At 62.0% G+C, this 13,371-nt stretch carries 11 protein-coding genes; 9 read left to right on the top strand and 2 right to left on the bottom strand.

Annotation, left to right across the window (positions count from 1 at the left end; all coding sequences use genetic code 11):
- Positions 1-259 precede the first annotated feature (259 nt).
- From JQ611_RS19925 to JQ611_RS19910, 4 genes are all read left to right on the top strand, one after another.
- A complete protein-coding gene (locus JQ611_RS19925; protein WP_212466364.1) occupies positions 260-1,033 on the top strand; it encodes a ferredoxin--NADP reductase in 774 nt (257 codons plus the stop codon).
- A 252-nt stretch (positions 1,034-1,285) separates the two neighbouring features.
- Positions 1,286-2,158 carry a patatin-like phospholipase family protein gene (locus JQ611_RS19920; RefSeq protein ID WP_212265755.1) on the top strand — a complete coding sequence of 291 codons (873 nt, stop codon included), beginning with the start codon at positions 1,286-1,288 and terminating at the stop codon, positions 2,156-2,158.
- 201 nt (positions 2,159-2,359) lie between these two features.
- Positions 2,360-3,991, top strand: coding sequence for an FMN-binding glutamate synthase family protein (locus JQ611_RS19915; protein WP_212265756.1), 1,632 nt, complete (start codon positions 2,360-2,362; stop codon positions 3,989-3,991).
- A gap of 238 nt (positions 3,992-4,229) precedes the next feature.
- Entirely contained in the window at positions 4,230-5,537 is a 1,308-nt protein-coding gene (locus tag JQ611_RS19910) for a hemolysin family protein (RefSeq protein ID WP_212265757.1), read from the top strand.
- A gap of 32 nt (positions 5,538-5,569) precedes the next feature.
- Here JQ611_RS19910 and JQ611_RS19905 read toward each other — a convergent pair whose 3' ends face one another.
- Both JQ611_RS19905 and JQ611_RS19900 read right to left on the bottom strand, forming a co-directional pair.
- Positions 5,570-7,570: a carbohydrate porin gene (locus JQ611_RS19905; RefSeq protein WP_212466363.1), complete on the bottom strand. Its 2,001-nt coding sequence runs from the start codon at positions 7,568-7,570 to the stop codon at positions 5,570-5,572.
- Positions 7,571-8,052: 482 nt separating this feature from the next.
- Positions 8,053-8,874 (bottom strand): creatininase family protein, encoded by an 822-nt coding sequence (locus JQ611_RS19900; RefSeq protein WP_212466362.1) that lies wholly within the window; start codon positions 8,872-8,874, stop codon positions 8,053-8,055.
- Between the two features lie 135 nt (positions 8,875-9,009).
- Here JQ611_RS19900 and JQ611_RS19895 point away from each other — a divergent pair, with 135 nt between their 5' ends.
- Genes JQ611_RS19895 through JQ611_RS19875 form a run of 5 tightly spaced genes read left to right on the top strand, consistent with a single transcriptional unit; the run spans position 9,010 to position 13,328 of the window.
- Positions 9,010-10,029, top strand: a complete 1,020-nt coding sequence (locus tag JQ611_RS19895) for an ABC transporter substrate-binding protein (RefSeq protein ID WP_212466361.1) — start codon at positions 9,010-9,012, stop codon at positions 10,027-10,029.
- 5 nt (positions 10,030-10,034) lie between these two features.
- A complete protein-coding gene (locus JQ611_RS19890; RefSeq protein WP_212386627.1) occupies positions 10,035-10,835 on the top strand; it encodes an ABC transporter ATP-binding protein in 801 nt (266 codons plus the stop codon).
- Positions 10,832-11,620, top strand: a complete 789-nt coding sequence (locus tag JQ611_RS19885; protein WP_212466360.1) for an ABC transporter permease — start codon at positions 10,832-10,834, stop codon at positions 11,618-11,620. The genes JQ611_RS19890 and JQ611_RS19885 overlap by 4 nt, the downstream gene beginning before the upstream one ends.
- Complete coding sequence (locus JQ611_RS19880) at positions 11,620-12,609, top strand: 2-hydroxyacid dehydrogenase (RefSeq protein ID WP_212466359.1); 990 nt, start codon at positions 11,620-11,622, stop codon at positions 12,607-12,609. Before JQ611_RS19885 ends, JQ611_RS19880 begins: the two co-directional genes overlap by 1 nt.
- Complete coding sequence (locus tag JQ611_RS19875) at positions 12,609-13,328, top strand: AprI/Inh family metalloprotease inhibitor (RefSeq protein WP_212386630.1); 720 nt, start codon at positions 12,609-12,611, stop codon at positions 13,326-13,328. Before JQ611_RS19880 ends, JQ611_RS19875 begins: the two co-directional genes overlap by 1 nt.
- The last annotated feature ends 43 nt before the right edge of the window (positions 13,329-13,371 follow it).

Here is a 13,371-nt window from a genome sequence, read left to right as displayed (position 1 = left end):
AATTTATTGCCAGATTGGTGCCGATTTCAGCAAGTTAATTGCGTGCGTGATCTTTGTTAACGAAGACCAATCGAACCTTTCTGCAAAATAAACCGACTGCCATTCCGAGTTCTCAATTGTACGCCAATTGATCTTGACTATCTCTGTCATTGGCGCAATTGAAGCGACAAATCGCCAATGATTTCGGGGGGTTTTCGTCGTTTCGAGACCCGAAAAACCGGATTGTTCTACACCAAGACGTCAGGAAAAACGAAAACACATGAGCGCGTTCTATAGAGAGAAAGTTCTTTCTGTCCGTCATTGGACCGATACACTTTTCAGCTTCACCGCCACCCGCGATTCCGGCTTCCGTTTCCAGAATGGGCAGTTCGCGATGATCGGCCTCGAGGTCGAGGGCCGTCCGCTGCTGCGTGCCTACAGCATGGCGAGCGCCAATCACGAGGAGGAACTCGAGTTCTTCTCGATCAAGGTCGCGGACGGGCCGCTGACCTCGAAGCTGCAGAAGATCCGCGAAGGCGACACGATCCTGGTCGGCCGCAAGGCGACGGGAACGCTGATCACCGACAATCTGATTCCGGGCAAGCGCCTGCTGCTGCTGTCGACCGGCACCGGGCTCGCGCCGTTCGCGAGCCTGATCAAGGACCCTGATGTCTATGAGCGCTATGAAACCATTGTTCTGGTTCATGGCTGCCGGCAGGTTTCCGAACTCGCTTATGGCGAGGAACTGGTCGCGAAGCTGCGCGACGACGAATTGTTCGGACCGCTATTGTCCGAGAAGCTGCTGTATTATCCGACCGTGACCCGCGAGCCGTTCCGCAACCGGGGCCGCATCACCGACCTGATCACCTCGGAACAGGTGTTCAACGACATCCACCAGCCGCCGCTCGATATCGCGACCGACCGCATCATGATGTGCGGCAGCCCGGGCATGCTGGAAGAACTGCGCCAGCTGTTCGAGACGCGCGACTTCCTCGAAGGCAGCCACAACCAGCCCGGTCACTTCGTGATCGAAAAGGCGTTTGTGGAACGCTGAGGTTTCCATCGGTTGCCGTCCCCGCGAACGCGGGGACCCATAACCACCGGCCTCGTGGTTATGGCGAGCTGTTGCTCCAGTTGTTCCTCACAACCCAGATCGGTGGCTATGGGTCCCGGATCGCGCTTCGCTTGTCCGGGACGACGTGGGGATAGAGCGTCGCGCCCCCAGTAGCCCATCCCCTTCCCCCACTGCTATAATCCTCCCAACGCCTTGCGGCCTGTGCCGACGCGGCGATCGGGAGTTCACGTGTTGTCGGTACGCGATCAGATCGGCCCGGTGAAGACCGCCTTTGTGTTCGCCGGCGGCGGCAGCTTTGGCGCCATCCAGGTCGGCATGTTGCATTCGCTCGCCGCCCACGGAATTTCCGCCGATATGGTGGTCGGCTCCAGCGTCGGCGCCCTCAACGGCGCCTTCTATGCCGGCGATCCGACGCTCAAGGGCGTGGAGCGGCTGGGCGACATCTGGCGCGGACTAACGCGGCATGACGTGTTTCCGATGAATTGGCGCACGGTGCTGAGCTTTCTGTGGCGCCGCGATTTCCTGATTTCCCACGACGGCATCCGCAAGCTGATCGACGACCACATTCCCTATCGCAATCTGCAGGACGCCAAGGTGCCGGTGCATATCGTCACCACCGACATCATTTCCGGCGACAGCGTTGTGCTGTCGGAAGGCTCGACCTCGGAGGCGATCGTCGCTTCGACCGCGATCCCCGGCGCTTTCGCGCCGATCCCCTACAAGAATTACTATCTCGCCGATGGTGCGATCTCCAGCAACACGCCGATCCAGGTCGCCGTTCAGAAAGGCGCCAAACGGCTGATCATCCTGCCGACCGGGCACGCCTGCGCCACGCAGGCACCTCCCGTCGGCGCGGTCGCCAATGCGCTGCACGCGCTGACGCTGCTGATCGCGCGACAATTGGTCATTGAGCTGGAGGGCCTCGACCCCGGCATCGAATATTTCGTGGTGCCGCCGCTGTGCCCGCTGGTGGGATCACCTTACGATTTTTCGCGCACCGCCGATCACATCGACCGCGCGATTGCCACGACAGATGCGTGGCTGGCCCACCATGGCCCGCAACAGGGCAAGATTCCCGGGGAAATGCGGCTGCACAGCCACTGAGACACGACGGTTACGCTGCACTGCAAAAGCAGCTTCCGATCAATTGATTCAACCACCGCCGGCTTCGGCAAATCTTTTGCGATCCCCTGTTCACGTCCGTGACGGCTAGGCCGTATATCGTATGGTGCTTATTCCAATGGTTGGATTAAGCTACTGGCGAACAAGAATATTCCGCAAGAATATTCCGGCTGAGGGGATGTCATGGAAACGCTGTTGATGCCGTTCTCGCCACGCTACATCGTGCTGACGATCTGCGCGGTCGTCACGGCACTGCTGATCGGCATCGGCATCTTCGATCAAAATTTGAAGGTGTGGGAAATATTGCTGATTCCCATCGTGGTCTTCGGCGGGCTTACCCTTCTCGGCATTCGCGACCTCACGCAAGAGAGCCACGCAGTGCTGCGGAATTATCCGATCTCCGCGCATATCCGTTTTCTGCTGGAGGAGATCCGGCCGGAGATGCGGCAGTATTTCTTCGAGAGCGAGAAGGACGGCATGCCGTTCTCCCGCGATACCCGCGCGCTGGTCTATCAGCGCGCCAAGATGCAGCTCGACAAGCGGCCGTTCGGCACCCAGGAAGACGTCTATCGCGACGGTTATGAATGGATGCATCATTCGATGGCGCCGAAGGCTCGCGCCGTCGAGCAGTTTCGCGTCACCATCGGCGGTCCGGATTGCACCAAGCCGTATTCGGCCTCGGTGTTCAACATTTCGGCGATGAGTTTTGGCGCGCTTAGTCCAAATGCCGTACGCGCGTTGAATGCAGGCGCCAGGAAAGGCGACTTCGCGCATGACACCGGCGAGGGCGGCGTCAGTCCCTACCACCGGGAGAACGGCGGCGACATCATCTGGGAAATCGGATCCGGCTATTTCGGTTGCCGCAACCGCGACGGCAGCTTCAATCCCGAATTGTTCGCGCGCATTGCTTCCGACGACCAGATCAAGATGGTCGAACTCAAGATCAGCCAGGGCGCCAAGCCCGGACACGGCGGCGTGTTGCCGGCGGCCAAGGTCTCGGAAGAGATTTCAAAGATCCGGGGCGTGCCGATGGGCGAAGATTGCATCTCGCCGGCCACTCACCGCGCGTTTTCGACGCCGCTCGAAATGATGACCTTCATCGGTGAAATGCGGCGGTTGTCCGGCGGCAAGCCTGCGGGCTTCAAGCTGTGCATCGGCCACCCCTGGGAGTTCCTGGCCATCTGCAAGGCGATGCTGCAGACCGGGATCTACCCTGATTTCATCGTGGTCGACGGCAATGAAGGCGGCACCGGCGCAGCACCGCTGGAATTCATGGACCATCTGGGCATGCCGATGCGCGAGGGTGTCAATTTCGTCCATAATGCGCTGGTCGGCATCAATGCCCGCGACCGCATCCGCATTGGTGCCGCCGGCAAGATTGCGACCGCCTTCGACATGGCGCGCGCGATGGCGATCGGCGCCGACTGGTGCAATTCGGCGCGCGGCTTCATGTTCGCGCTGGGCTGCATCCAGTCGCTGAGCTGCCATACCGACCGTTGTCCGACGGGGGTGACCACCCAGGACCCGCTCCGCGCCCGCGCGTTGGTGGTGCCACTCAAGAGCGAGCGGGTCTACAGCTACCATCACGCCACCCTGCACGCCCTGTCCGAACTTCTCGCCGCCGCTGGCCTCGACCATCCGCAGCAGCTACGGCCGATCCACTTCTCGCAGCGATCCTCCACGAACGACACATTGACGTTCGCGAAACTTTATCCGCCGTTGCGCCCGGGCGAGCTGATCGACGGCACCAGCGACCCACGCTTCCGCGACGCCTGGGATATGGCCCGGGCGGATTCGTTCCGGCCGGTGGGGTGAGGGTACTACTCGTGTCGTCCCTGCGAACGCAGGGACCCATACGCCGCGGCCCAACGGTTGAGCGACGGAGCTAAACACACCTCCCTTCAGCAACAACCGCCTGTGGTTATGGGTCCCTGCGTTCGCAGGGACGACGACGGAGATTGGCTTCGGGACGACAGCTATAACTCGCCGCAGGCCCGCTGCTCTGATAAAGCCTCTCTCCATGTTGGAATGACCACCCGTAAAAAGGGAGACAATGCTTTATCTGGAACTCGGGATCGTGACGGTCCTGATCATCACCAATGGCCTGCTTTCAATGTCGGAGCTTGCCATTGTCTCGTCGCGGCCGGCACGGCTCGCCGCGCTGGTCGAAAAGAACGTCACGGGTTCCCGTCGTGCACTTGCGCTGGCGTCTGATCCCGGCAAGTTCCTGTCGACGGTGCAGATCGGGATCACGCTGATCGGCGTGCTGTCAGGTGCGATTTCCGGCGCCACGCTGGGCCAGCGCCTGACCAGCCTGCTGGTCGAATCCGGATTGTCGAAAGGCCTGGCTGACGCGATGGGCGTCGGCGTCGTGGTGAGCGTCATCACCTACGCCTCACTCATCATTGGCGAACTGGTGCCCAAGCAAATCGCCCTGCGTGACCCGGAATCGGTGGCGGTGCGCGTGGCGCCCTACATGATGCTGCTCTCGAAAATTTCGTCGCCCCTGGTGTGGCTGCTGGACCGCTCGGGCAAGGGGCTGTTGTGGCTGCTCGGTCACCGCGGTGAAGCCGAAGAAAAGGTCAGCGAAGACGAAATCCGCACCCTGGTGGTCGAGGCCGAGAACGCCGGCGTGCTCGAGCCCGGCGAGAAGGAAATGATCGCGGGCGTCATGCGTCTCGGCGATCTTCCGGTCGGCGCCGTCATGACTCCCCGCCCGGAAGTCAGCATGATCAATCTGGCGGATACGCCTGACGTCATTTTCGCGGCGCTCGCCGGCCGCAACCATTCCCGTTTTGTGGTGTTCGACGGGGATCCGGATGCGGCGCTCGGCATTGTCCAGGCCAAGGACATGCTGGACAGCTATCTGTCTGGGCAAGCACCGGACATTCGGAAGCTGGTCCGGGATGCGCCGATCATTCCCGAATTCCTGGATGCCAGGGATGTCGTTGCCATCCTGCGCGACTCCGCGGTGCATATGGGATTGGTGCATGACGAATACGGCGTCTTCCAGGGCGTGGTAACCAGCGCCGATATTCTCGAATCGATCGTCGGTGGTTTTCATACGGAGGAGGGGCCTCCCGAAGCGGCGGTCGTGAAGCGGGACGACGGCTCCTACCTGATCTCGGGCTGGATGCCTGCCGTCGAATTTGCGAATTTGCTCCAGATCGTTCTGCCGTCGTCGCGGCAGTATCAGACCATGGCCGGTTTCCTGCTCCAGCAGTTCGGCGCAATTCCGACTGTCGGTGAGCAGGTCGAGGCGCAGGGTTGGCGCTTCGAGATCGTGGATCTCGACGGCCGGCGTATCGATAAGACATTGGCGACACGAATCGACGATGGGGCCGCCGACGAGCAGGCGTGATGGCGCGATGCCGATTTTTCTGACGTCGGGGCTCAGAACTCGCCGTGCAAACGGCCCGAGAAGATCGAGACCGGGCCACGGTCGCCATTATAGGCGGGGTTTGCGATCAGCTGATAGTCGGCGGTGAAGGTGAAGGTCTTGTCGAGCGCGAACGCGTAGTAGGTCTCGAAGATGCTTTCATTGCGGTAGTTGAGCCGGCCGTCGCCGATGAGGAGGCCGAGGCCGCCCGCCGCCAGGAAGTCGCGATGGTCAGATGAAAGTCCATTGACGGCGCCCCCGATGGCGAACGTGTCGTTTGGACGGCCCCAATAGCTGCCCTTGACCGACAACCCGGCGGAGACGCTGCGATCCACATCGGTGAAGGACAGGATTTCGTTGCGCCCGTCGTTCCAGCTCGCGCGAGCGAATATCCCGACATCCCTGATGATCTGCTGTTCGGCGTTGATGTAGAATCCGTACTTGGTGTTTTCGCGCCGGATGCCGACGATGACGTCGTTGATATCGAGCGTTGGGTCCGCCGCTGCTATCCCCAGCGCGTTTCGGTAGCTGCCGGTGTTGCCGCGATTGCCGAAAATGCCGAGCCGGAGCTTGCCGGGCTGATCGAAGATCGTGTGACGTTCCTCGAATTCAACCACCGCGCCGCCGGACTTGAACACGAGGACGTCGCTGTTGGGCGCGTTGGGGACCTGGAACAGGCCGGCCCGGATCGCCCAGTCCTTGCGGTTGAGTTCGACCACCGCGCCGCGGGTGAAGCCTGGAAGGTCGGCAGGGAAGTCGTAAGCCGCGGCCGACCACATCGCCCAGTTCATGAAGTCGACGCGGGGATCCTTGGCGTAGGAATTGCCGTCGAAATAGTCGCCGACCGCAAAACGGCCGACCGTGACCGTGACGCGGTCGATGTCGCGCTTGCCCGCGAGTTGCATCGGAGCGTCGGTGACATCTTCCTGTTCGCCGCCGAGGCCGAAGGTCTGGCGAAAGACGTAGCGCTGCGGACGATATTTTGGATAGGGCGCGCCACCTTTCTGGGCCTCACCGTTGGGAAAGCCTGCAAGGCCCAGCGTGCTGTTGAGGCCAAAACCCTGCGCCAGTTCGGGGTTGAAATAGAACTCGCCGCCCTGCCACAGCCGCCAGCCAATGAATGCATCCGCAGTCCATGTCTGGCGGCCCTGGCCGCCGCCCGGAAGACTGTTGGTGCCCTCATAGGGCGAGCGCATGCGGGGATAGGCTTGCGCGATGACCGTGGTCTGCCCGTGTACGTTCCAGTTTTTCGGCTCGGCAAGCGCGGTGCGTCCATCGACCGGAGTGGGGCCCGCCCAGGGCGGCGTCTCCCACAGCCGGTAATTCAGTCCGAGCTTGATCAAGTGAATGTTGGGATCGACGTTGACGCGCGGCAATCCGACGTCGGTCAGGTCGTAGGTCCGCCGCGCCAGGTCGACGTAGTTGTATTCGGCCTTGGCGGTCCAGTTGCCGCCGACGGCCACCTCGATGCCCAGCCCGGCGGTCCAGCCGCCATGCGTGAGGTACCGCTTCGGCGGGATGATGATCCCGAGGTCGTTTAGGCTGACATGGGTGCTCCCCCATGCGAGGCCGCCCGTGACGTAAGGCATCCACGTTCCCATCGCGTAGCCGACCCGGCCGCGCGCGGTTGCGACATAATCAATGGTGGCGTCGAACGGAGCCGGCGCGAGCCGCGGAATGTCCACCGGGCTGCCGAACGATATGTCGGCCTCGATACCCAGCACCAGATTGTTGGCGAGTTGCCTGACATAACCGGCCTGGTAGCCGCCGGTCAGTCCAGTCACGCTGTGGGGGAGGAACACGCCCTGCAAGGGCTCGGTGTTGGTGCCCGGGCCAAGGCTGCCGGCGCCGTAACCGACATGGCCGCCCACATAGAAACCGGTCCAGCTGTAGACAGCCTTGAGCGCGGGCGCCTTGAGCGACATATCGGCCGCCAGGACGGGACTGGCGAGCGTCATGGCACCGACGGCGGCGCCAGCCAAAACATGCTGCAGGGATTGGTGGTACGAACCCATGGTGCGGCCTGTTCGAGCGCGAAGTGGGCTGCGGTCTCGCACCATCACTGCAGATTTGAACGCCTGCCGCCACCCAAGAAATGAAGTCATCAACCCCGCCGCCCCCGGTCGGCTTCTTCCCGATTCGTCGGCTCAAAGCCAGATCGGGAAAACGCACCATACACCCCCAATCCCAGTTGCAATTAATTCGCAACAATAAGGCGATGGAGTCCGTCTTGGATGGCATTGCTACATGACAGTTTTGCAACAGCGGTGGCGCAGGGATGGTTGGCCCAAAAAAAGTGACCCGCCCGGGGGGACAGCCGGGCGGGTCGGGTTCGGCACAGGGTGGATGAGGCGCCATGCCGGACACAGGAACCACGAGAGCAGCCGTAAGGCGGTCATCGTGGTCCGCACCCAGTTGGACGGAGCCATCCCGATTCCGGTTCGAACGAAGTTTCGGGAATCCGGATTGAAGACTATTCGGCAGTCAAAACAGCCGCTTAGAGGATGTAATCCGGCCCGGTCGCCAGCCGCTTCACGTCGAATTTATCGACCTCGTCAAGCAATTCGCAGAACGCGCGGGCGCCGTGATCGAGCAGCTTTTCGCCCTTCTCGGCGGAGGCCTGGGTAGCGTCTCCGACGGCGCCGCTGCCGTGCAGGTCCTGCGCCTGCCAGGCGAATGGCGCGGGCCGCTGCGTGGAAAGCCAGCGATGATCCTTTTCCATCGCGATACTGGTGGGCCGAAAATCCATGATCGCCTCCTGGCGCACGGTTTGCGGATATCGCGCCAGCATGATCGAGGTCTCAATCGCGCCGCCATGGATGCCGTGGCGCAGTTCTTCCGCCGAGAACAGTCCGTCCGGGACGCCGAAGCGCGACCAGCTTGTCGTGACCACGAGCAGTCCATGCTGCGCGCGAAGATCCTGCGCGACCAGCGTCATCGCCGCGCTGTTGCCGCCATGGCTCGTCACCATTATGAGCTTCCTGACGCCGGCGCGCGCGACGCTTTCGCCGAGCGCCATCCAGCTCTTCAGCGCGACTTCAGTGGGTAGCGTCAGCGTGCCCGGATAGTCGATATGTTCGGTGGAAATCCCGACCGGCTGCAGCGGCAGGAACGTGGCCGGAACGCTCGCCGGCAGCAGCTCGCGGACCCGCGCCAGATAGGCCTCGCCAATCATGACGTCGGTACCGAGAGGCAAATGCGGGCCGTGCTGTTCGGTTGCCGCCAGCGGCAGCACCGCGATCCAGCGCTCGGGGCCGCTGGCTGCGATCTCGGGCCAGTGGATGTCGGTCCAGTTGCGGGGCGGAACAGGCGAAGTCATCGAGCCAAGCGTTTCTTTGAATGGATTTGCAGGGTAGTTTGTTAGTCAACCAGGGACGATATCTCCCTCCTTGGGGGCGTGATCCACGTCCACACCCTCCTTATCATGGGCCAGAATGATCGACGGAGTCCAACCATGAACCCGGCCTTTTTGCCGCGAACGTTAACCGCAGCCCTATTGGCGCTGGTGGCCGCGCTGGTGCCTGCGCGCGGGCAGACCCTCGACAAGGTCTCGTTTGGAACCAACTGGGTCGCGGAAGCCGAGCATGGCGGCTTCTTCCAGGCGGTCGCCGACGGCACCTACAAGAACTACGGGCTTGACGTCACCATCGTGCCGGGCGGCCCCAACACCAACAACCGCATGCTGCTGATCGCCGGCAAGCTCGACTTCTTCATGAGCGCGAACACGCTGCAATCCTTCGATGCGGTCACCAACAAGGTGCCGCTGGTGGCGGTCGCCGCCATCTTCCAGAAGGATCCGCAGGTCTTTCTGACCCACCCGGAATTCAAGATAAGCAAACTGGAAGACCTCAAGCCGCTGACGCTGCTGGTGTCGAAGGAAGGCGTCGCAAGCTATTTCCAGTGGTTGAAGTCCGAGTATGGGTTTAGCGAGAGCAAGGTCAAACCCTACACGTTCAATTCACAGCCTTTCATCGTGAACAAGCAAAGCGCGATGCAGGGATATGTCACCTCCGAGCCGTATGCGGTCGAAAAGGCCGCCGGCTTCAAGCCGAACGTCGTGTTGCTGGCCGATTACGGCTTCAACGCCTATTCGACTCTGATCGAGACGCGCACCGAGATCGTCGACAAGAAGCCCGACCTGGTGCAGCGCTTCGTCGATGCGTCCATGATCGGCTGGTACAATTATCTCTACGGCGACAACACGCCGGGCAATGCCATGATCAAGAAGATCAATCCGGAAATGACCGATGAACTCTTGAAATATTCCACGGCCAAGATGAAGGAATACGGCATCGTCGATTCCGGCGACACCTTGAAGGACGGCATCGGCGCCATGACCGATGCGCGCGTCGCCAGCTTCTTCGACAAGATGGTGCGCGCCGGCGTGGTCCGCCGCGATATCGACTACCGCCAGGCCTATACGCTGCGCTTTATCAACAAGGGCGTCGGCCTCAATCTGCGGCCGAAGAACTAGGCGTGATGGCCGGACCCGCTTTGTCTGAAGCCGATGCGATGGCGGTGCGCCTTGGTGACGTCACCAAGGTCTATGACAACGGCGTGGCCGCGCTTGGACCGCTCGACCTCGACGTCAAGCGTGGCGAATTCGTCTCCTTGCTTGGTCCCTCCGGTTGCGGCAAATCCACCGCCTTGCGGCTGATTGCGGGACTGACGACGCCGAGTTCAGGTGTGGTCGGCGTTTCGCAACCCGCGAACGAAACCCGCGCGGGTCATGCCATCGGCTTTGTGTTTCAGGAGCCGACCCTGATGCCGTGGGCCAGCGTGCGGGACAATGTCCGTCTGCCGCTGAAGCTTGCCGGCATGCCGCCGACGGAAGCGGACAGGCGGATCAGCGAGGCGCTGGCGCAGGTGGCCCTGTCGGAGTTCGCCGCTGCATACCCGCGCGAATTGTCCGGCGGCATGAAGATGCGGGTATCGCTGGCGCGGGCGCTGGTCACCCGTCCGGATATCCTGCTGATGGACGAGCCGTTCGCCGCACTCGACGAGATCACGCGCTTCCGTCTCAACAACGATCTCTTGGAGCTGTGGCGCAAGCTGAATATGACGGTCATCTTCGTCACCCATTCGGTGTTCGAGTCGGTGTATCTGTCGCAGCGCGTGGTCGTGATGTCGTCACGGCCCGGGCGCGTCAGCGCCGAATTTCGTATCGACACGCCGGAGCCGCGGGTCGAGGACTTCCGGATGTCGGCCAGCTATGCCGCCTATTGCCGCGAGGTCTCACAGGCGCTGGTGCCCTCCTATTCGGGGCCAACAAGCGTATGAGTTCTTCACGGGATTTTGTTCGCTTTTTGCTACCCGTCGTGGTGCTTGCCGCCGGCATCGCGCTGTGGGAACTGGTGGTGCGCGTCAACGACATCCAGCCCTATGTGCTGCCGGGGCCATCAGCCGTGTTCCAGACGCTGGTCGCGGACTGGCCGGTGCTGTCGGAATCCCTCGGCGTCACCTTGCTGACCACGCTGGAGGGCTTCATCGCCGCCGCCATCGGCGGCGTTGCGCTGGCGCTGTTGTTCAACCAATCGAAATGGCTGGAATATTCGCTGTTTCCCTATGCGGTGATCCTGCAGGTCACGCCTGTGATCGCGATCGCACCATTGCTGCTGATTTATCTGCAGCAACAAACCGCGGTCATCGTTTGCGCCTGGATCGTCGCCTTCTTTCCGGTGCTGTCCAACACCACGCTCGGGCTCAATTCGGTCGACCGCAATCTGGCCGGCCTGTTCAGCCTCTATGGCGCGTCGCGGCTGCAGACGCTGCGTTACCTGAAATTGCCGGCAGCATTGCCCTTTATTCTCGGCGGATTGCGGATCGCAGGCGGGCTGTCCCTGATCGGCGCAGTGGTCGCCGAAATCGCGGCCGGCACGGCGGGCGCAGGCTCGGGCCTTGCGTTCCGTATTGCCGAGTCCGGCTACCGTCTCAACATTCCTCGAATGTTCGCCGCTCTGCTGTTGCTCTCCGTCGCCGGGATTGTCATCTATGGGCTGCTGGCGCTAATTTCGCATCTGGTACTGCGGCGCTGGCATGAAAGCGCGCTTCGAAAGGAAAACTGATGGCTGCCGGGAATATTTCGTCCGAAAAGATCGATTTGCTGGTCTATGGGCCAATCAGGCCGATCCTCGAAAACGGCTTCTCCGACCAATATGTACTGCACAAGGCGGAGAGCCGGGCGGATCTCGAACGGTTGACGCCGGACGTGCTGGCCAAGACCCGCGGCATGGCGGTCACCTATCATTCGGTGCCGGCCGACGCCAAGGCGTTGTCGCATTTTCCCAAGCTCGAGATCATCGCCAGCTTCGGCGTTGGCTACGACCACGTCGATTGCAACTATTCGCGTGAACACAATGTCGTGGTCACCAACACGCCCGACGTGCTGACTGAAGAGGTCGCCGACGTCGCGATGGGGCTGTTGATCTCGACCTTGCGCGAATTCGTCAAGGCCGACCGCTATCTGCGATCGGGCCTGTGGCAGACCCAGAACTATCCCCTGAGCGTCGGCTCGCTGCGCGACCGCAAGGTCGGCATCGTCGGCATGGGTCGCATTGGCCAGGCGATCGGCCGTCGGCTCGAAGCCTCGCTCGTGCCGGTCTCCTATCATTCGCGCAATCCGTCATCGGCTGTCTCTTACAAGCACTATGGCGACCTGATGGAAATGGCGAAGGCGGTCGATACGTTGATCGTGATCGTGCCCGGCGGCGCCTCTACCGCGAAGATGATCAACGCCGACGTCCTCAAGGCGCTTGGGCCGCGCGGTGTATTGATCAACGTGGCACGCGGCTCCGTGGTCGACGAAGAGGCGCTGGTCGCGGCGTTGAAATCGGGAACGATCCTGGCGGCCGGACTCGACGTGTTCGCCAAAGAGCCGAGCGTGCCGGATGAACTGAAGGCGATGCAAAATGTCGTGCTGCTGCCACATATCGGCTCAGCCTCGGTGGTAACGCGCAATGCCATGGATCAGCTCGTGGTCGATAACATCAAGAACTGGTTTGCCGGCAAGGCGCCGCTGACGCCTGTGCCGGAAACACCGATGAAGGGGCGCTGATGCAAGCTGGCTGCCGCCCGGGCGTCGCAGTTGCCGCGTTATCGGCGCTGCTCGCCGTTCTGCTTGACCCTGGATCGCCGGCGCGGTCGCAGGGGACTCCAAACCTGCAGAAGGACATGGTCGGCCAGTGGGAGCTCGCGACCACCGAGCGCAGCAAGACCTGCGTCGTCACGTTCAAGGGCGATGCGACGCCGCAGGGCTTGAAGCTCGAGCTCGAGCCCGGCTGCGCGGCGGCGCTGCCCTTCACCAAGGATATCACCGCCTGGAATATCAAGGGCCTTGGCGATATCGTGCGGATGCAGGACGCCGCCGGCCAGCCGGTGATCGATTTCACCGAAGTTGAGAGCGGTATTTTCGAAGGGCTGCGGACCGGCGAAGGCGTCTACATCCTGCAGAATCTGGCGGCCGCCCGCTCGCTCGCCAAATCCATGGACCAGATGATCGGCGACTGGTCGATGGTGCGCGGCAATGGCAAGGCCATCTGCGGCCTGACCCTCACCAACACCGAGGCGACTGGCGACAATTTCCAGGTGTTTTTGAAGCCGCGCTGCGATCCCGCGGTGGCCGCGTTCGCGCCTAACCAGTGGCGGCTCGATCACGGCCGGATGATATTGATGTCGGCCAGCGGCCAGACCTGGCAGTTCGAGGCCGACGACAATGCGCAATGGCGGCGGGTGCCCGACAGCGCCGATCCCCTGATCATGATCCGGGGCCAGTAGGCACCATCGGCGCCGGTCCCGACGACAGGAGGGTCCGGCGGAA

It is taken from the genome of Bradyrhizobium sp. AUGA SZCCT0182 (genome assembly GCF_018130185.1).
Taxonomy (GTDB): domain Bacteria; phylum Pseudomonadota; class Alphaproteobacteria; order Rhizobiales; family Xanthobacteraceae; genus Bradyrhizobium.
This window is presented reverse-complemented; position numbering and strand designations above follow the sequence as displayed.